This is a genomic window from Hydrogenophaga sp. GW823-FHT04C09, from assembly GCF_058796355.1.
Window position 1 is genome coordinate 392,691 of sequence record NZ_JBXAIO010000002.1, and the last position, 17,152, is coordinate 409,842.

Genomic DNA, 17,152 nt, shown 5'->3' on the forward strand with positions numbered 1-17,152 from the left:
CGCGCTCGAACCCCGCACCATGACACCGCCCACCCCCTCCTTGCCCATCCGCTTCTGGACCCTGGGCTGGTCCTCCCTGGTCCGCGACTGGCGCGCCGGCGAACTGCGCCTGCTGATGCTCGCCGTCACCCTCGCGGTGGCCGCGCTCACGGCGGTGGGTTTCTTCGCCGACCGCTTGCAGGGCGGCCTCACGCGTGACGCCAGCGCGCTGCTCGGCGGCGACGCGGTGATCAGCAGCGACCACGTGCCGCCGCCCTCGTTCGAGGCCCGGGCGCGCGAACTGGGCCTGAGCACCACGCAGACGCTGGGCTTTCCCACCATGGGCCGCGCGCGCGAAGAAGAAGGCGGTGCCGCGCGCCTGGTGGCGCTCAAGGCCGTGGGTGAGGGCTACCCGCTGCGCGGCAGCCTGCGCGTGGCCGAGGCCCAGGGCGGGCCCGACAGCGCCACCCGCGAGATTCCCGCCCCCGGCACCGTGTGGGTGGACGAAGCCCTGCTGGTCGCGCTCGACCTGAAGATGGGCCACACGCTGCTGCTGGGCGACTCGGCGCTCACCATCGCGCGCCTCATCACGGTCGAACCCGATCGGGGCGCCGGCTTCATGAGCTTCGCGCCGCGCGTCATGCTCAACGCGGCCGACCTGCCCGCCACCGGCCTGGTGCAGCCCGCCAGCCGCCTGACCTACCGCCTGGCCGTGATCGGCAACGAGGCTCGCGTGGCCGATTTCAGCCACTGGGCCACGAAGGCCATGGAGCAGCCCGACGTGCGCGGCATGCGGCTGGAGTCGCTCGAAGGCGGCCGGCCCGAGATGCAGCAGACGCTGGGGCGCGCCGAAAAATTCCTCAACCTCGTGGCCCTGCTGGCCGCGCTGCTGTGCGCCGTGGCCGTGGCGATCGCCGCGCGCGGCTTCGCCCAGCGCCACCTGGACGACTGCGCCATGCTGCGCGTGCTCGGCCTGTCGCAGGGCACCATGGCGCGCGCCTACACGCTCGAATTCGCGCTCATCGGCCTGTTCGCCAGCGCCCTGGGCGTGGCCATCGGCTACGCGGTGCACCACGCCTTCGTGCTGCTGCTGGCCGGGCTGGTCGAAGCCAGCCTGCCCGCGCCCAGCATCGCGCCGGTGCTGCTCGGCCTGGGCATGGGCCTCACGCTCATGATGGCCTTTGGCCTGCCGCCAGTGCTGCAGCTGGCCCAGGTGCCGCCGCTGCGCGTGATCCGCCGCGACGTGGGCCAGCTCAAGCCCGCCACCCTGGCCGTGCTGGGCCTGGGCGTGGTCGGTTTTGCTGCGCTGCTGCTCGCGGCCAGCCGCGACCTGCTGCTCGGCGCCATCGCCGTGGGCGGCTTCGCGGGTGCGGTGCTGCTGTTCGCCGCCGCCAGCTACGCGGCGGTGCGCGTGCTGCGCGCGAGCGTGAACGAAGCCACCGCGCCGCGCGCGCTCGTCATGGCCACGCGCCAGCTCTCGGCGCGCCCGGCCTATGCCGTGGTGCAGATCAGCGCGCTCGCCGTCGGCCTGCTGGCCCTGGTGCTGCTGGTGCTGCTGCGCACCGACCTCATCTCCAGCTGGCGCAATGCCACGCCGCCCGACGCGCCCAACCGCTTCGTCATCAACGTGCAGCCCGACCAGGGCGAGGCGTTCCAGCAGGCGCTGCGGCAGGCCGGGGTGCAGCGCTACGACTGGTACCCCATGATCCGGGGCCGGCTGGTCACCATCAACGGCAAGGCCGTGGTGCCCGAAGACTTCACCGAAGACCGCGCGCAGCGCCTGGTGGACCGCGAGTTCAATCTCTCCAACTCCGCCACCGTGCCCGAGCACAACCCCGTGATCGCCGGCCGCTGGACCGACAACGAGCCCGATGCGCTGAGCGTGGAAGAAGGCCTGGCCGAAGAACTCGGCCTCAAGCTCGGCGACCGCCTGGGCTTCGACATCGCGGGCCAGGTGACCGAAGGCCGCATCACCAGCCTGCGCAAGGTGGACTGGGGCTCGATGCGGGTGAACTTCTTCGTGGTGTTCCCGGTGGCCCAGGTGCCCGACGTGCCGCTGAGCTACATCAGCGCGTTCCGCGCGCCCGAGCCCACGAACGGTTTCGACAACGGGCTGGTGCGCCAGTTTCCCAACATCACCAACGTCGACATGAGCCAGACCATCGCCCAGGTGCAGCGCGTGCTGGGCCAGGTCATCAGTGCGGTGGAGTTTCTGTTCGCCTTCACGCTCGCGGCCGGCCTGGTGGTGCTGCTCTCGGCCGTCACGGCCACGCGCGGCGAGCGCGAGCGCGAGTTCGCCATCCTGCGCGCCGTGGGCGCGGGCTCGAAGCTGCTGCGCCAGGTGCAGCGCATCGAGCTGCTCGGCGTGGGCCTGCTGGCGGGCTTCCTGGCCTCGGCCGTGGCGGTCGCGGTGGGTTGGGCGCTGGCGCGCTTCGTGTTCCAGTTCTCGTGGACGGCTTCGCCCTGGGTGCCGCTGGGCGGCGCCGTCGCGGGCGCCTTGCTGGCGCTGCTGGCGGGCTGGTGGGGGCTGCGCAGCGTGCTGCGCACGCCGGTGGTGGAAACCTTGCGCAAGGCAGCAGTCTGAACAACGGCATGAGCGATCTCATTCAACCCCAGGAACCCACGCAGCACGCCACGCCCTTCGACTGGATCGGCGGCGAGGGCCAGGTGCGCGCACTCGTCGACCGCTTCTACGACCTCATGGACATCGAGCCGCGCTACCGCGAACTGCGCGCCGCGCACGGCAACTCGCTGGACAGCGCGCGGCAGAAACTGTTCTGGTTCCTCTGCGGCTGGCTCGGCGGCCCGCAGCACTACACCGAGCAGTTCGGCCACCCGCGGCTGCGCATGCGGCACATGCCGTTCGCCATCGGCATCATCGAGCGCGACCAGTGGCTGGCCTGCATGGACCAGGCCATGGGCGAGACCGGCGTGGACGCGCCGCTGCGCGAGCGGCTCAAGACCAGCTTCTTCCAGACCGCGGACTGGATGCGCAACTCGCCTGGCTAGCGCCTCAACCCGTGGCGGCGGCCAGCTGCGGGATGTCCTCGTGCAGGCACAGGTAGTTGCCTTCGGTGTCCTTGAACCACGCGGCCTTCTCGGCGCCGAGCACGCACACGTGGTCCACGGTCTTGAAGTCCGGGAAGTCGTAGTCCTCGAACACCACGCCGGCCTGCTTCAGCTTCGCGATGGTGGCCGCGATGTCCGCCACCTGGAAGCTGATCGCCGTGTGCTCGGCCTTGGTGCCTTCGGGCTTGGGGAACAGCGCCAGGGTGCTGCCGCCCACCCGGTACACGAATTTGCCATCCGGTCGGGAGCCGCCGGGCACCAGCCCGAGCCCTCCTTCGTAGAACTTGCGGGCCCGTGCCATGTCGACGACGGGGAGCATGGTGGTCACTGCAGCGTTGGCCAGCATATGCGGTCCTTTCCAACAGCGGGCATGCAGTATGGACCTGCGTCAGCCCGAGCGCAACAGCACCACCAGCGCGCCGGCGCCGCCCTCGGCCGGGCGCGCCTGCACGAAGGCGATCACCTCCTTCTTTTGCACTAACCAGCGCAGCACGCGGTTCTTCAGCACCGGGGTGCGCCCAGGTGAGCCCAGGCCCTTGCCGTGCACCACGCGCACGCAGCGCAGGCCGGCCAGGTGGGCCTCGCGGATGAAGCGGCCCAGGGCCTCGCGGGCTTCGTCGGTGCGCAGGCCATGCAGGTCGATCTGGCGCTGGATGCTCCAGCGGCCCTCGCGCAGCTTGCGCACGATCTCCGGCCCCAGGCCCGGGCGGCGGTAGCTCAGCAGCTCGTCGGTGTGCAGCAGGGTCTCGACGTCGAACTCGTCCGACAGCGCCTCGCGCATCACCGAGGCTTCGTCGCGCTGGCGCTGCAGGGGCACCGGGTCCACCGGCACCGGGCGCGGCTCGATGCGGCCCCGATGGGGCATGCGTTGCACCGGGCCCACCGCGAGCTCGAACAGCCGGTGTTCGCGCTCGCGGCGCAGCGCGGCCAGCCGCTCGGCCTCGCGCCGCTGGGCCTCGGCCGCCGCGCGTTCGGCCATGGCCCGCTTGAACGCCTTCAACTCGGCCAGCGTGTGGACTTTCATGGCCGGAATTGTCGCCCGGCCAGACCGCCGCTGCCCGGCGCGGGGTTTACATCAGGCCCTCCTGGGCCATGGAAACGGCGTGCTCCCGCGTGACCACGAAATGGTCCAGCACGCGCACATCCACCAGGGCCAGGGCGGTGAGCACGGTGCGGGTCAGTTCGATGTCGGCCAGCGAGGGCTCGGCGTTGCCGCTGGGGTGGTTGTGCGCCAGCACCACGGCCGAGGCGTGGTGGTGCAGGGCGCGCACCACGATCTCGCGCGGGTACACGGTCGCCTGGGAGAGCGTGCCCCGGAACATGTCTTCCATCGCGATCAGGCGGTTCTGACTGTCCAGGAACATCACGGCGAACACTTCATGGGGCCGTGCGCCCAGCTGCAGCTGAAGGTATTCCCGCGCGGCCTTGGGGCTCTCGAAGACGGGTCGTTTCTCCAGCTTCTCGGTCAGCGCGCGGCGCGCAATCTCCAGCACCGCGACCACTTCCGCGCGTTTGGCGGGTCCCAGCCCCTTGATCTGCTTGAGGGAGTCGGCCCCGGCGTCCAGCAGACCTCTGATGCCGCCAAAACGGCTCAGCAGTTCATGGGCCAGCTGCAGCACGTCCTTGCCGGTGATGCCGGTGCGCAGCAGCAGGGCGAGCAACTCGACATCGCTCAGCGCGGTGGGGCCTCGGGCGAGCAGTTTTTCGCGGGGGCGTGATTCCCGCGGCCAGTGCTTGACGCCATTGATTGACAGGCCATTCATGGGCGGTCCTTCCTGATTGGGTGGGGTTTTTACAATAGGGGCTGTGTCGGCCCCCAGCCGCCTTTTTCGCATACTTTTTACTGACATACTCCCCCACCTATGCCCCAAGTCCAAGAAGGCTCCTTCCTGACCCTGCACTACCGCATGTCCGGGCCGCAGGGACAGGTGATCATTGACACCTTCGAAGGCAAGCCCGCCACGCTCAGCCTGGGCGCGGGCGAACTCTCGCCCGCGATCGAGCAGCGCCTGATCGGGCTGGAGGAGGGCACGCGCACGGTGATCGAACTGGCCGAGGGCGAGGCCTTCGGCGAGCGCCAGCCGGACATGGTGCAGTGGGTGGCGCGCAAGCTGCTCAACGAGCTGGGCGATCCGCACGAGCAGTACGCCGCGGGCGACGTGGTGCAGTTCCCCACGCCCGACGGCCTGGGCAGCTACGCCGGCGCGGCCGTCCAGGTGCGCGAGGACGGCGCGGTGCTGTTCGATTTCAACCACCCGCTGGCGGGCCAGCCGGTGCGCTTCGAAGTGCAACTGATCGGGGTGCTGTGATGGGCGATTCACCCGAAATCATCATGGCCGAGCCGCGCGGCTTCTGCGCCGGGGTGGACCGCGCGATCGAGATCGTCGAGCGCGCGCTGGTCAAGTTCGGCCGGCCGATCTACGTGCGCCACGAGATCGTGCACAACACCTACGTGGTCAACGACCTCAAGTCCAAGGGCGCGATCTTCATCGAGGAACTCTCCGATGTGCCGCCCGGTGCCACGCTGGTGTTCTCGGCGCACGGCGTGAGCAAGGCGATCCAGGAGGAAGCCCGGCAGCGCGGCTTCCAGATCTTCGACGCCACCTGCCCCCTGGTGACCAAGGTGCACGTGGAGGTGGCCAAGCTGCACCGCGAGGGCTACGAGTTCATCATGATCGGCCACAAGGGCCACCCCGAGGTGGAAGGCACCATGGGCCAGCTCGACAGCGGCATCCACCTGGTGGAAGACGTGGCCGACGTGGCCCGCGCCGCACCCGCGCAGACCGAGAAGCTCGCCGTGGTCACGCAGACCACGCTGTCGGTGGACGACGCGGCGGAGATCCTCGACGCCGTGAAGGCGCGCTTTCCCAGCGTGCGCGAACCCAAGCAGCAGGACATCTGCTACGCCACGCAGAACCGGCAGGACGCGGTCAAGCTGCTGAGCCCGCAGGTGGACATCGTGATCGTGGTGGGCAGCCCCACCAGCTCCAACAGCAACCGCCTGCGCGAGCTGGCGGTGAAGCTGGGCACGCCCAGCCACATGGTGGACAGCGCCGACGAGATCCAGGCCGAGTGGTTCGAAGGCAAAAGCCGCGTGGGCCTGACGGCGGGGGCCTCGGCGCCCGAGATCCTGGTGCGCCAGGTGATCGAGCGCATCAAGGCGCTGGGCGCGATCTCGGTGCGCACGATGGACGGGCTGACCGAGACCATCAAGTTCCCGCTGCCCAAGGGCCTGAAGATCGACGGCGAAGACACCAAGCCGCTGGAACACCTGCGCTGAGGCGCGCCCGCCGCGCCCGGCCGGGGCGCAAAACTACAATCGCCGCATGCTAGACATCGTTCAACTGAGAAAAGACCTCGACGGGGTCGTGGCGCGCCTGCAGACCCGCAAGCAGCCCCAGCCCTACCTGGATGTGCCCGCCTACCAGGCGCTGGAGTCCGAGCGCAAGGCGCTGCAGACGCGCACCGAGGACTTGCAGAGCCAGCGCAACACGCTGTCCAAGCAGATCGGCATGCTCAAGGGCAAGGGCCAGCACGCCGAGGCCGACGCGGCCATGGCCCAGGTGGCGGCGTTCAAGGCCGAGCTGGAAGCCTCGGCCGCGCGGCTGGAGGTGATCCAGGCCGAGCTGCAGAACCTGCTGCTGGCCGTGCCCAACCTGCCGCACGAGAGCGTGCCGGTGGGCGAGGACGAAAACGGCAACGTGGAGCTGCGCCGCTGGGGCACGCCGCGCGCGTTCGACTTCGAGCTGCGCGACCACGTCGACATCGGCGAAAAACTCGGGCTGGACTTCGAGACCGGCACCAAGCTCGCGGGCTCGCGCTTCACCTTCATGCGCGGCCCCATCGCCCGCCTGCACCGCGCGCTCGCGCAGTTCATGCTGGACGTGCAGACGCAGGAGCACGGCTACACCGAGTGCTACACGCCCTACATCGTCAACGCCGAGACCCTGCTGGGCACCGGGCAGCTGCCCAAGTTCGAGGGCGACATGTTCGCCGTGAAGAAGGGTGGCCAGGAAGGCGAGGAAGTGCCGGACACGCAGGCGCTCTACCTCATCTCCACCAGTGAAATCACGCTGACCAACACCGTGCGCGACACGGTGCTGGCCGAAGCCGAGCTGCCGATCCGCCTGACCGCGCACACGCCCTGCTTCCGCTCCGAAGCGGGCAGCGCCGGGCGCGACACGCGCGGCATGATCCGCCAGCACCAGTTCGACAAGGTCGAGATGGTGCAGATCGTGCACCCCGAGAAGAGCTACGAGGCGCTGGACGCGATGACCGGCCACGCCGAGGCCGTGCTGCAGAAGCTGGGCCTGCCCTACCGCGTGATCGTGCTGTGCACCGGCGACATGGGCTTCGGCTCGACCCGCACGCACGACCTGGAGGTGTGGGTGCCCGCGCAGGGCACTTACCGCGAGATCAGCTCGGTCTCCAATTGCGAAGCCTTCCAGGCGCGGCGCCTGCAGGCGCGCTTCAAGAACGCGCAGGGCAAGAACGAACTCGTGCACACGCTCAACGGCTCGGGCCTGGCGGTGGGCCGCACGCTGGTGGCGGTGCTGGAAAACTTCCAGAACGCCGACGGCAGCGTGACCGTGCCCGAGGTGCTGCGGCCTTACCTGGGCGGTCTGGAGCGGCTCACGCCGCAGTGACCAGACACCCGGCGGGCGCTGCCGCTCCCCGGGATGTCGAAAGCGCCCTGGCCCATTCGTCGTGAGGGTGGGGCGCCCATGTTGGCGGCGGCCCCTTTGCACCAGAAAGGAAACGCCATGGCCAAGCTCGTGTTCGGCATGAACCAGTCCCTCGACGGCTACGTCGACCACACGGGTTTCGCGCCCGGCCCCGTGCTCTTTCGCCATTTCATCGAGCAGGCCCAGGGGCAGACGGGGAGCGTCTATGGTCGCGTGATGTACGAGATCATGCGCTACTGGGACGACGAGCATTCGGAATGGGACGCCGAGGAACGCGCCTTCGCGGCGGCGTGGCGCCGGCAGCCGAAGTGGGTGGTCTCGCACACCCTGAAGTCGGTTGGTCCCAACGCCACGCTGGTGGGGGATGACCTCGAGGGAGCGATCCGCGCGCTGAAGGCCGGGCACGACGGCGAGATCGAAGTGGCCGGCCCGAACCTGGCGAAGCGCCTCACCGAGCTGGGCCTGATCGACGAGTACCGGATCTACCTGCACCCCGTGGTGCTGGGCCAGGGCCAGCCCTATTTCGCCGGACCCCGGCCGCCGCTGCGGCTGGTGAGCCACGAGCCGATGGGCGAGGACGTGCTTCGGTTGACCTACGTGCCGGCCTGAGTTCGTGAGGGTGGTCGGCGTCAGCGCGGCTGGCGCATGAGGTGCCGCGCCACCGCGTCGAAGGCCGGCAGCGTGGTCGGGTCATTGGCGGCATTGCTCGCCACCGGGTGCGAGGCGTAGCGCACGATCACCACGCCGGCCTGCGGGTTCACGTAGATGCGCTGGCCGTGCACGCCGCGCGCCATGAAGGCGCTGTCGGGCTGGTGGGTGACCCACCACATGTTGCGGTAGCTCCAGCCGGGCAGCAGGCTGTAGCCGGCCTGGGCGAAGGCCTCGCGGCTGCCGCCGCGCCGGATGTCGTCCACCACGGCCTTGGGGATGATCTGCTGGCCGTTGAAGCGGCCGTTCTGGCGCAGCATCTCGCCAAACCGCGCGAGGTCGCGCAGGCCGGTGTTGAGGCCGCCGCCGGCGAAGGGGGTGCCGGTGGCGTCCACCGTCAGGTAGGCGTCCTGCTCCGCGCCCAGCCGGCTCCAGATGCGCTCGGACAGCAGTTCGGCCACGTTGCGCCCGGTGACGCGCGCGATGACCCAGCCCAGGGCATCGGAGTTGACGGTCTTGTAGCCGAAGGCCGCGCCGTGCCGGCCTTCGGGCAGCACGGTCTGCAAGTACTCGTAATAGCTGCGCGGGCCGGTGTAGTCCTTCGGCTTGGGCAGCGGGTTGCCGGCTTGCGAGAAGGCCCAGACTTCCGCGTTGGGGTCGGCATAGTCTTCGCTGTACTTGAGGCCCGTGGTCATGTCGAGCACCTGCCGCACGGTGGCGTTGCCGAAGGCCGAGCGCGCCAGCTCGGGCACGTAGTCCGCGACCCGCTTGTCCGCGTCCAGCCGGCCTTCGGCCACCAGCATCGCGCCCAGCGTGCCGGTGACGGATTTGGTCACCGACATGGCGCCGTGCTGCCCCTGCGCGTTCAGCACGCCGAAGTAGCGCTCGTAGACGACGCGGCCCTGGTGCAGCACCAGGATGCCGTCGGTGTAGTTGGCGGCCAGCGATTCGGCCCAGCTCATCGTGGCCGCGCCGCCCAGGGGGGTGAAGCGCACGGCGTCGATGTCCTGTCGCAGCGCGCGCGGCAGCGGCGTGGGCGCGCCCACACCGCGGGAGACGTTTACCGTGGGCATGAGCTGGCGGAAGTTCGACACGCTCCAGCGCATCGCGGGAAATTGGAAGTAGCTCCCGTCGTCGAAGCGCAGTTGCCGCTCCGGTGGGGGCGGGGAGCCCACCATCCAGCCCAGCCTGGCGGGGTCGCTGGCCGCGGCGTCCAGTGGCGCGGTCTGGGCGGCGGCGGTGTGGGCCACGCCCAGCGCGAGCGCGAACAGAAGGAGGGAGGATGTCATGGCGGTCCTTTGCGAACAAGGGGCCATGAAGGTTAACTCCCCAGCTGGGCGCGGGTTAGCAGGTCTTTCAGGTCGGACAGCTTGACCGGCTTCTGAAGGCGCGCGTCAAAGCCGTCGAAGTCGGCGCGGCCGGCTTTTTCGTCTTCGCTGCCGTAACCCGTGACGGCGGCGGCGAAGAGGGTGTCGCCACCGGGCAGGTCGCGCAGTTCCTGCAGGACCTGCGCGCCGTTCTTGTCCGGCATGCCAATGTCGAGGAAGGCCACGCGCGGGCCGTCCTGGCGGGCGGCTTCGAGCGCGGCCTTGCCATCGTAGGCGGTGCGCACGCGAAAACCCAGCATGCGCAGGAGGTCGGCGAGGCTGTCGGCGGCGTCCCGGTTGTCGTCCACGACCAGGAGCCAGGGGGTTTCCGGCTGGCTCGCTGTCGCGTCCACGAAGGCGCCGGGCAGTTCGAAGTGAAAGACGCTGCCCTGGCCCAGGCCGGGGCTGGTGGCGGCGATCGTGCCGCCATGCATCTCCACGATCGAGCGCGCCAGCGCCAGCCCGATGCCCAGGCCGGACTGCCGCGACGCGGCAATGCCATCGCCCTGGGAGAACAGCGCGAAGATGTCGTGGATGGCCGTGGCCGAGATGCCCTCGCCGTTGTCGGCCACCTCCACCCGCAGGCGGGTGCCGTTCACGCGGGCGCTCAGCTTGATGGTGCCGCCGATGGGCGTGAACTTGGAGGCGTTGCCCAGCAGGTTCTGCAGCACCTGGGCGAGTCGGATTTCATCGGCGTTCACCCAGAGGTTGGCGGCCGGGATGTCGACGTCGAAGGCCTGGGCCCGGGCGTCCATCGCGGGCCGCGCCACCTCGATGGCCCGGGTCGCGATCTGGTTGAAGGACACGCGCTCGGGCTTGACGCGGATCTTGCCGCTGGTCAGGCGCCCGGCGTCCAGCAGGTCGTCGATCAGCCGCGTGAGGTGGGTCAACTGCCGGTCGATCATGTCGCGGCTGGTGCGCAGCGTGGGGCTGGGCGAGCCCTCCAGCTGCAGGATCGACACCGCGTTGCGGATGGGCGCGAGCGGGTTGCGCAGCTCGTGGGCCAGCATGGCGAGGAACTCGTTCATGCGCTTCAGAGAATGCTCCAGCTCGCGCAGCTTGCTGCGCTCGCTCATGTCGCGCGTGACCTTGGCGAAGCCGAGCAGGGAACCGTCCGCGCTGTGGATGGGCGTGACGATGATGTTGGCCCAGAAGGTCGAACCGTCCTTGCGCACGCGCCAGCCTTCGTCTTCGGTCCGGCCGTGGGCCAGGGCTTCCTTGAGTTCCCGGACGGGCAGGCCCGCCTGAACGTCCTCCTGCCGGAAGAACATGCCGTAGTGCTTGCCGATCACCTCGCTGGCCGCGTAGCCCTTGATGTCCTCGGCCCCGCCGTTCCAGCTCTGGATGATGCCGTCGGGGTCGAGCATGTAGATGGCGTAGTCGCGCACACCCTCGATCAGCAGGCGGAAGCGCTCCTCGCTTTGCCGAAGGGCTTCTTCGTGGGCGCGCCGTTCGGTGAGGTCGCGCGTGACCTTGCCGAAGCCGGTGAGCGTGCCGTGGGCATCGCGCATCGCGGTGATGACCACGTTGGCCCAGAACGGCGTGCCGTCCTTGCGGACGCGCCAGCCTTCTTCCTCGTACTTGCCGACCGCCGCGGCCTGCCGCAGCTCGTGGTCGGGCCATTGCCGTGCGCGTGCCGACTCCGGGTAGAACATCGAGAAGTGCCGGCCGATCACCTCGTCGGCGCGGTAGCCCTTGATGCGTTCGGCCCCCGCGTTCCACGACATCACGTGGCCCGCCGGGTCGAGCATGAAGATGCCGTAGTCCTGGACGGCCTCCACCAGCAGCTGGAAGCGGTCGGCGGTGGACGGTTCGCGCGTGTCGGGGTCAGTCACTGAAGTGCGCTCCAGGGGATGGGAGGGTGGGCGGCGGCGGCCCTCAGTCTACGCCGCGACGGTGGCGCGGCTGTGTGGGTTGGCGCACGGACCCCGCGAGGGGGAATTGCCCCGGCTTTCCCCGTCTGTTCGCGGTCTTGCGGATTCGCCGGCGTGGGAAATTCACCGTCCTGACAGGTCGCCTGGCTTCGCCCGCCTTCGGGCAGCGCCAGGCATTCACTTCCACTGGACGAAGAAAGAAGAAGCCGCGTGTCTCATCCCCACTCCCTTTCCACGAGTTCCCCTCTCGCCACCATGAGCCTGCGCACCAAGCTGCTGCTGCTGGTCATCGGGGTGGTGCTGGTCGGATTTGCCGTCACCGTGATTTCGCTGACCCGCCAGGCCGGCCAGCTGCAGGAAAGCACCGCCCTCATGTACGCCGAGGAGCTGGCGAGCCGCAACGCGGCGCAGGTGGAGTCCGAGCTCAACGCCACCATGACGGCGGCGCGCACGCTGGCCCAGGCGCTGGGCGGCCTGAAGGCCACCGGGCAGGCCGACCGCATCGAGGCCGATGCGCTGATCCGCAACGTGCTGGAGGGTTCGCCCCATTTCCTGGGAGTCTGGGTGGCCTGGGAGCCCAACGCGTTCGACGGCCGCGACGCCGAGTACGTGGACAAGCCGGGCCACGATGCCACGGGCCGCTACATCCCCTACTGGAACCGGGGCGCCGGCGCTCCTGTGGTGGAGCCGCTGGTGGACTACGACAAACCCGGTCCGGGCGACTATTTCCAGCTGCCCAAGCGCACCGGCAAGGAAACGCTGATCGAGCCCTACAAGTACACGGTCGCGGGCAAGGAAATCCTGATCGCGACCACCTCGGTGCCCATCGTGGTCAACGGCCAGTTCGTGGGCGTGGCGGGCATCGACCTGCCGCTGTCCAGCCTGCAGGAGAAGGTGCAGGCGATCCGCATCTACGACACCGGCTACGCCAGCCTGTTGTCCAACGGCGCCCTGTACGTCGGCGACCGCGACCCCGCCCATGTGGGGCAGGCGCTGACCAAGCCGGCCGAACTGGCCGCCCTGCGCGCCGCGCTGAGCGAGAACCGGCCGCAGCGCGTGCGCTACCTGCACGAGGGACTGAACACCGAGGTGACCAGCGTCTACGTGCCGATCCGCGTGGGACGGGACAACTCGTCCTGGGCCTTCGCGGCCACCGTGCCGCAGGACCGCATCCTCGCCGAGGTGCGCCAGCTCAACGTCACCGCGGCCTTGCTGGGCGCGGTGTCGATCGTGGTGGTGTCGCTGGGCCTGCTCTGGGCCCTGCAGCGCCTCGTGCTGCGCCCGCTGGGCGGTGAACCGGCCGAAGCGGTGGCGGTGAGTGCGCGCGTGGCCCGGGGCGACCTGGGGCAGCCGGTGCCGGTGCGGACCGGGGACACCCAGAGCCTGATGGCCCAGCTGGCGATCATGCAGAAGGACCTGGCCAGCGTGGTCGGCCGCGTGCGGCGCGGCGCCGAGGCCGTGGCCACGGCCAGCGCGGAGATTTCCCAAGGCAACCAGGACCTGTCCAGCCGCACCGAGAACCAGGCCAGCGCGCTGGAGGAAACGGCGGCCTCCATGGAGCAGCTGGGCACCGCCGTGGGCCAGAACTCGGGCCATGCGCGCGAGGCCGACCAGCTCGCGCGCTCGGCCACCACGCTGGCCGAGCAGGGCGGGGCGGCCGTGCAGCGCGTGGTGGACACCATGCAGGACATCGATGCCGGTTCGCGCAAGATCGCCGACATCATCGGCGTCATCGACGGCATCGCGTTCCAGACCAACATCCTGGCGCTCAATGCGGCCGTCGAGGCGGCGCGCGCCGGTGAACAGGGCCGGGGCTTCGCGGTCGTGGCCGGCGAGGTGCGCAGCCTCGCCACGCGCTCGGCCCAGGCCGCGCGCGAGATCAAGGCCTTGATCGGCACCAGCGTGGAGAGCGTGGGCAACGGCACGGTGCTCGTGAACGAGGCCGGCCAGACCATGCAGGAGCTGATTGCCTCGATCCAGAAGGTCTCGCGCCTCATGTCGGACATCAGCACCGCCAGCGGCGAACAGAGCGCGGGCGTGAGCCAGGTCGGCGAAGCGGTGGTGCAGCTGGACCAGACCACGCAGCAGAACGCCGCGCTGGTGGAGGAAATGTCCGCCGCCGCCAGCAGCCTGCGCCAGCAGGCGGACGAGCTGGTGAAGACGGTGTCGGTGTTCCAGCTCGGGACGACCAGCGCCGGCTGAGCCCCGCGGCCGTGCTCACGGCAGCGCGGTCTCGTCGTAGATCCTGCGCAGTGCGAGGGCGTCGGCCTGGATGATCCCTTGTTCGATGTAGTGGCGGCGCATCTTCTCGATGGTGGGCACCCGGATCCGTCCGGAGGGGTTCTCGAACGAGACGGTGGCCAGCAGCCGCTCCGCCGTGGCCGCATCGACGTTGAAGCGTTGCATCAGGCGCTGGCGGTTCTTCTCCGGGCTGGCCTGTGCCACATCACGCGCCCCTTCCAGCAGCGCGGCGACCGCGCGCTGGATCAGGGCCGGATCGCGCTGCAGCGTGCCGCGCTTGGCAAGGATCACGTAGGGATCCCAGTCACGGCCCAGGAAGCTCGAGAGTTTCACCACGCTGCCGAGCCGCCTGTCCTTGTCGATCAGGGCGGCCGCGTGTTCGGTGGTCACCCAGATGTCGGCCTGCCGCTGGTTGAGGGCCTGGTAGTTCTGCGGCAGTCCCCCGGTCGGGACGAAGTTCACCTCGTTCGGTGCCACCCCCAATGACTTGAGGAAGAGGTCGGCGTAGAGCTTGTCCGTGCCCGACATCTGGGTCACGGCGATGCGCTTGCCGCGGATGTCGGCCGCCTGGATGGGGCGCTCGGACAAGGACCACATGTGCCACTCGGCGTGCAGGCCCAGGTCGGCGACGACCACGAAGTCCACGCCTTTGCTCATGTAGTTGATGGCCGCGCCCAGGCCGTACAGGCGGACGTCGGAATGGTTTTCTTCTTCGGGGTTCCAGGTGCGGCGGTCCCCGCCGCCCAAGGGCGGCGGCGTCGTGGGCTGCAGCCCCTGCTTCTGCCACAGCCCCTGCTCGCGGGTGACCATCTCCACCAGGGCGGTGGAGGGCACGGTGCCGACGCCTGGGGCGAAGGTCAGGGGTTGAAGGGGCTGCTGGGCGGCGGCGGGTTGTGCGAGCGCCGTGCAGGCCGCCACGGCCAGCAGGACCCGGGCCAGGCGCTTGGGGAGGCGGGAAAGGGCCGGCATGGGGTCTCCTCGTCAGGGGCGCTGCAGGCCGATGCGGTCGATGATGGGGCGTTCCGACTGCATGATCTCGTGGGCGAAGGCCGTGAACTGCTGGCTGCTCATGTACTGGGGGTCGATGTCGTGCTTGCGCAGCGCGTCGCGGAAGCTCTCCTGGTCCATCGCCTGCTTGAACGCGTTGTGCAGGCGCTCGACCACGGCGGGGTCGGTGCCACCCGGCGCGACCAGCCCGAACGGCGCGTTCTGCACGATGGGGTAGCCGAGTTCCTTCAAGGTGGGCACGTTGGGGAAGCGGAGGCTGCGGGTCTCGCCAGCCATGGCCAGCAGGCGCAGCGAACCCGACTCGACCAGGCTGGCCCAGCTGGGGCCGTCGGCGAGCGATTTCACATGGCCGCCGCGCACCGCGGTGAGCGCCTGGGCGCCGCCCGGGAACGGGATGTGGCTGAACTTGACGCCGGCGCGCTGGCCGAGGTCTTCCATCGTCAGGTGGGGCGACGACAGCGTGCCCGGCGTGCCGTAGGTCATTTCGCCCGGGTGCGCCTTGGCGTAGGCGATGTAGTCCGCCAGCGTCTTGATGTCGGAGCTGGCGGGCACGGCCAGGCCGAAGGGGTAGGAGGCCAGGCCGATGATGTACTTCAGGTCCTTGACCGGGTCGTAGCTGGTCTTCGTCAGGTAGTGCTGGCGGAAGACCGAGACCGCCACCTGGGCGATGGTGTAGCCGTCGGCCGGCACGGTCTGCATGAGCTGGGCGGGGATCACCATGCCCGCCCCCGGTTTGTTGTCCACCACCACCGGCTGGCCCAGGATGCTGCTGGCATTGGAGGCCAGCACGCGGAACGCGGCGTCGGTGGCACCGCCCGGCGCGAAGCCCACGAGCAGCCGGATCGGCCGGGACGGGAAGGCGGCCTGGGCGCGCGCGGCGGGCGCCAGGGCCAGCGTGGCGGCGGCCAGGGAGCCGCTCAGGAGTTGGCGTCGTTTCATGGGAGCTTCCTTCTCGAAGAACGTGCGTCAGGCGGCACGGGGTTGATCGGTGCCATCCAGGGGCGTGGCCCAGGCGTCGTAGCCGTACACCCCGTCGGCGTTGTTGTCGTTGCGCAGCCAGTCGTTCTTGCCCGAGGCCACCTGGATCTGGCTGGCGCGCGGCTTGCGCAGCGCTTCATACGTGCGCAGCGCTGCCGCGCCATCCGGCCCGGCGGCCAGGCAGCGCGCCAGCACCACCGCATCCTCGATGCCCATGGCCGCGCCCTGGGCCATGAACGGCAACATCGGGTGGCAGGCATCGCCCAGCAGCGTGATGCGGCCCTGCGTCCATCGCGCCATGGGCTCGCGCACGTACAGCGCGGTCTTGAGCACCACCTCGCAACGGCCCAGGATGGCCTGCACCTCGGGGTGGAACTGGGCGTAGGCCGCGAGCAGCTCCTGCTGCGTTCCCTTGACCGACCAGGACTCGTGGCGCCAGCTGTCCTCCCGCGCGGTGGCGAACACGAACAGCTCGCGCCCGCCGTGGATCAGGAAGGTGAACACCTGGCTGGCGGTGTTCGGGCCCCACCACTTGGTGGTCGGCGTCAGGTCCAGGTGGCCGAGCTGTTGCGCATCGACGATGGCGCGGAAAGCCACCTGACCGGTGAAGGTGGGCTGGTCGGCGCCAAACAGGTTGTCCCGCACGGCGGAATGGATGCCGTCGGCACCGACGATGGCATCGAACCGGTGCGTCTGGCCGTTGTCGAGCTCCAGCGTGGCGTGGCCGTCGCCCTGGGACACCCGCCGGACCCGGCTGCCCAGGTGGATCTCGATGTCCGACGCGGCCGCTTCCAGCGCCGACAGCAGATCGGCGCGGTGCACCGTGAGCTGCGGGGCACCGTACCGGCGCTCGCCGGCTTCGCCCATTTCCAGGCTGGAGGTCACCTCCCCGCTGTCCCAGGTCCGGCTGATGCGGCGGGTGGGCCGGAAGGCCGAGGCCCGCAGCGCCGGGCCGATGCCCAGGCCGTCCAGCGCCCGGACGGCGTTGGGCGTCAGGTTGATGCCCGCGCCCACGCGCCCGAACCGGCCCGCCTGCTCGAAAACCACCGGGGTGAGGTTCAGGCGCTTGAGCGCCAGCGCCGCCGAAAGGCCGCCGATGCCCGCACCAATGATGGCGATGCGATGAGAGGTCATGGTCTGAATTGTTATGAATACGAAAACAAGTTTTTCATGTTAAATTTTTCGTTCCAAAACCGACCAGGTGAAAACCCTGATGGGGGCGGGCGCCGATCAGCGCCGGCCCAAAAGTCGATTTCATAGAATCGCTGCGCAACGCGAGGCAGCCCGCCTGGTGGCGTTGCGC

The 17,152-nt window shown here is 69.6% G+C and carries 15 protein-coding genes; 7 read left to right on the forward strand and 8 right to left on the reverse strand.

Annotated features, from left to right (window positions below; genetic code table 11):
* The first annotated feature begins 19 nt into the window (after window positions 1-19).
* The gene (locus AC1Q9M_RS07060) at window positions 20-2,563 is read left to right on the forward strand and encodes an ABC transporter permease (protein ID WP_444688399.1); all 2,544 of its coding nucleotides are present in this window, start codon (window positions 20-22) and stop codon (window positions 2,561-2,563) included.
* An 8-nt stretch (window positions 2,564-2,571) separates the two neighbouring features.
* Window positions 2,572-2,988 (forward strand): group II truncated hemoglobin, encoded by a 417-nt coding sequence (locus AC1Q9M_RS07065; RefSeq protein WP_382323430.1) that lies wholly within the window; start codon window positions 2,572-2,574, stop codon window positions 2,986-2,988.
* Between the two features lie 4 nt (window positions 2,989-2,992).
* On the opposite strand, the gene AC1Q9M_RS07070 is transcribed toward AC1Q9M_RS07065, so the two are convergent.
* The 3 genes from AC1Q9M_RS07070 to radC are packed head-to-tail and all read right to left on the reverse strand — an operon-like array spanning window position 2,993 to window position 4,811.
* Window positions 2,993-3,394 (reverse strand): VOC family protein, encoded by a 402-nt coding sequence (locus tag AC1Q9M_RS07070; RefSeq protein WP_444688398.1) that lies wholly within the window; start codon window positions 3,392-3,394, stop codon window positions 2,993-2,995.
* 42 nt (window positions 3,395-3,436) lie between these two features.
* Window positions 3,437-4,072 carry a Smr/MutS family protein gene (locus AC1Q9M_RS07075; protein WP_444688397.1) on the reverse strand — a complete coding sequence of 212 codons (636 nt, stop codon included), beginning with the start codon at window positions 4,070-4,072 and terminating at the stop codon, window positions 3,437-3,439.
* Window positions 4,073-4,118: 46 nt separating this feature from the next.
* Window positions 4,119-4,811 carry a RadC family protein gene (radC, locus tag AC1Q9M_RS07080; protein WP_382161092.1) on the reverse strand — a complete coding sequence of 231 codons (693 nt, stop codon included), beginning with the start codon at window positions 4,809-4,811 and terminating at the stop codon, window positions 4,119-4,121.
* 99 nt (window positions 4,812-4,910) lie between these two features.
* Here radC and AC1Q9M_RS07085 point away from each other — a divergent pair, with 99 nt between their 5' ends.
* The 4 genes from AC1Q9M_RS07085 to AC1Q9M_RS07100 all read left to right on the forward strand — a co-directional run bounded on the left by AC1Q9M_RS07085 (window position 4,911) and on the right by AC1Q9M_RS07100 (window position 8,342).
* Entirely contained in the window at window positions 4,911-5,357 is a 447-nt protein-coding gene (locus tag AC1Q9M_RS07085; protein ID WP_382323433.1) for an FKBP-type peptidyl-prolyl cis-trans isomerase, read from the forward strand.
* The gene (gene ispH, locus AC1Q9M_RS07090) at window positions 5,357-6,328 is read left to right on the forward strand and encodes a 4-hydroxy-3-methylbut-2-enyl diphosphate reductase (RefSeq protein ID WP_444688396.1); all 972 of its coding nucleotides are present in this window, start codon (window positions 5,357-5,359) and stop codon (window positions 6,326-6,328) included. The genes AC1Q9M_RS07085 and ispH overlap by 1 nt, the downstream gene beginning before the upstream one ends.
* Before the next feature lie 46 nt (window positions 6,329-6,374).
* A complete protein-coding gene (serS, locus tag AC1Q9M_RS07095; RefSeq protein WP_382323434.1) occupies window positions 6,375-7,694 on the forward strand; it encodes a serine--tRNA ligase in 1,320 nt (439 codons plus the stop codon).
* A 117-nt stretch (window positions 7,695-7,811) separates the two neighbouring features.
* A complete protein-coding gene (locus AC1Q9M_RS07100; protein ID WP_492433050.1) occupies window positions 7,812-8,342 on the forward strand; it encodes a dihydrofolate reductase family protein in 531 nt (176 codons plus the stop codon).
* A gap of 20 nt (window positions 8,343-8,362) precedes the next feature.
* Here the strand turns inward: AC1Q9M_RS07100 and AC1Q9M_RS07105 are convergent, their stop codons facing one another.
* Complete coding sequence (locus AC1Q9M_RS07105) at window positions 8,363-9,670, reverse strand: serine hydrolase domain-containing protein (RefSeq protein ID WP_492433052.1); 1,308 nt, start codon at window positions 9,668-9,670, stop codon at window positions 8,363-8,365.
* Window positions 9,671-9,702: 32 nt separating this feature from the next.
* Entirely contained in the window at window positions 9,703-11,583 is a 1,881-nt protein-coding gene (locus AC1Q9M_RS07110) for a PAS domain-containing hybrid sensor histidine kinase/response regulator (RefSeq protein WP_382323436.1), read from the reverse strand.
* A 294-nt stretch (window positions 11,584-11,877) separates the two neighbouring features.
* On the opposite strand from AC1Q9M_RS07110, the gene AC1Q9M_RS07115 reads away from it, so the two are divergent.
* Complete coding sequence (locus AC1Q9M_RS07115) at window positions 11,878-13,824, forward strand: methyl-accepting chemotaxis protein (protein WP_492433054.1); 1,947 nt, start codon at window positions 11,878-11,880, stop codon at window positions 13,822-13,824.
* A 15-nt stretch (window positions 13,825-13,839) separates the two neighbouring features.
* Here AC1Q9M_RS07115 and AC1Q9M_RS07120 read toward each other — a convergent pair whose 3' ends face one another.
* Genes AC1Q9M_RS07120 through AC1Q9M_RS07130 form a run of 3 tightly spaced genes read right to left on the reverse strand, consistent with a single transcriptional unit; the run spans window position 13,840 to window position 16,983 of the window.
* A complete protein-coding gene (locus AC1Q9M_RS07120) occupies window positions 13,840-14,832 on the reverse strand; it encodes an ABC transporter substrate-binding protein (protein ID WP_382323439.1) in 993 nt (330 codons plus the stop codon).
* Between the two features lie 12 nt (window positions 14,833-14,844).
* Window positions 14,845-15,810 carry a tripartite tricarboxylate transporter substrate binding protein gene (locus tag AC1Q9M_RS07125; protein ID WP_492433057.1) on the reverse strand — a complete coding sequence of 322 codons (966 nt, stop codon included), beginning with the start codon at window positions 15,808-15,810 and terminating at the stop codon, window positions 14,845-14,847.
* A gap of 27 nt (window positions 15,811-15,837) precedes the next feature.
* Window positions 15,838-16,983 carry an FAD-dependent monooxygenase gene (locus tag AC1Q9M_RS07130; protein WP_444688389.1) on the reverse strand — a complete coding sequence of 382 codons (1,146 nt, stop codon included), beginning with the start codon at window positions 16,981-16,983 and terminating at the stop codon, window positions 15,838-15,840.
* Window positions 16,984-17,152 lie beyond the last annotated feature (169 nt).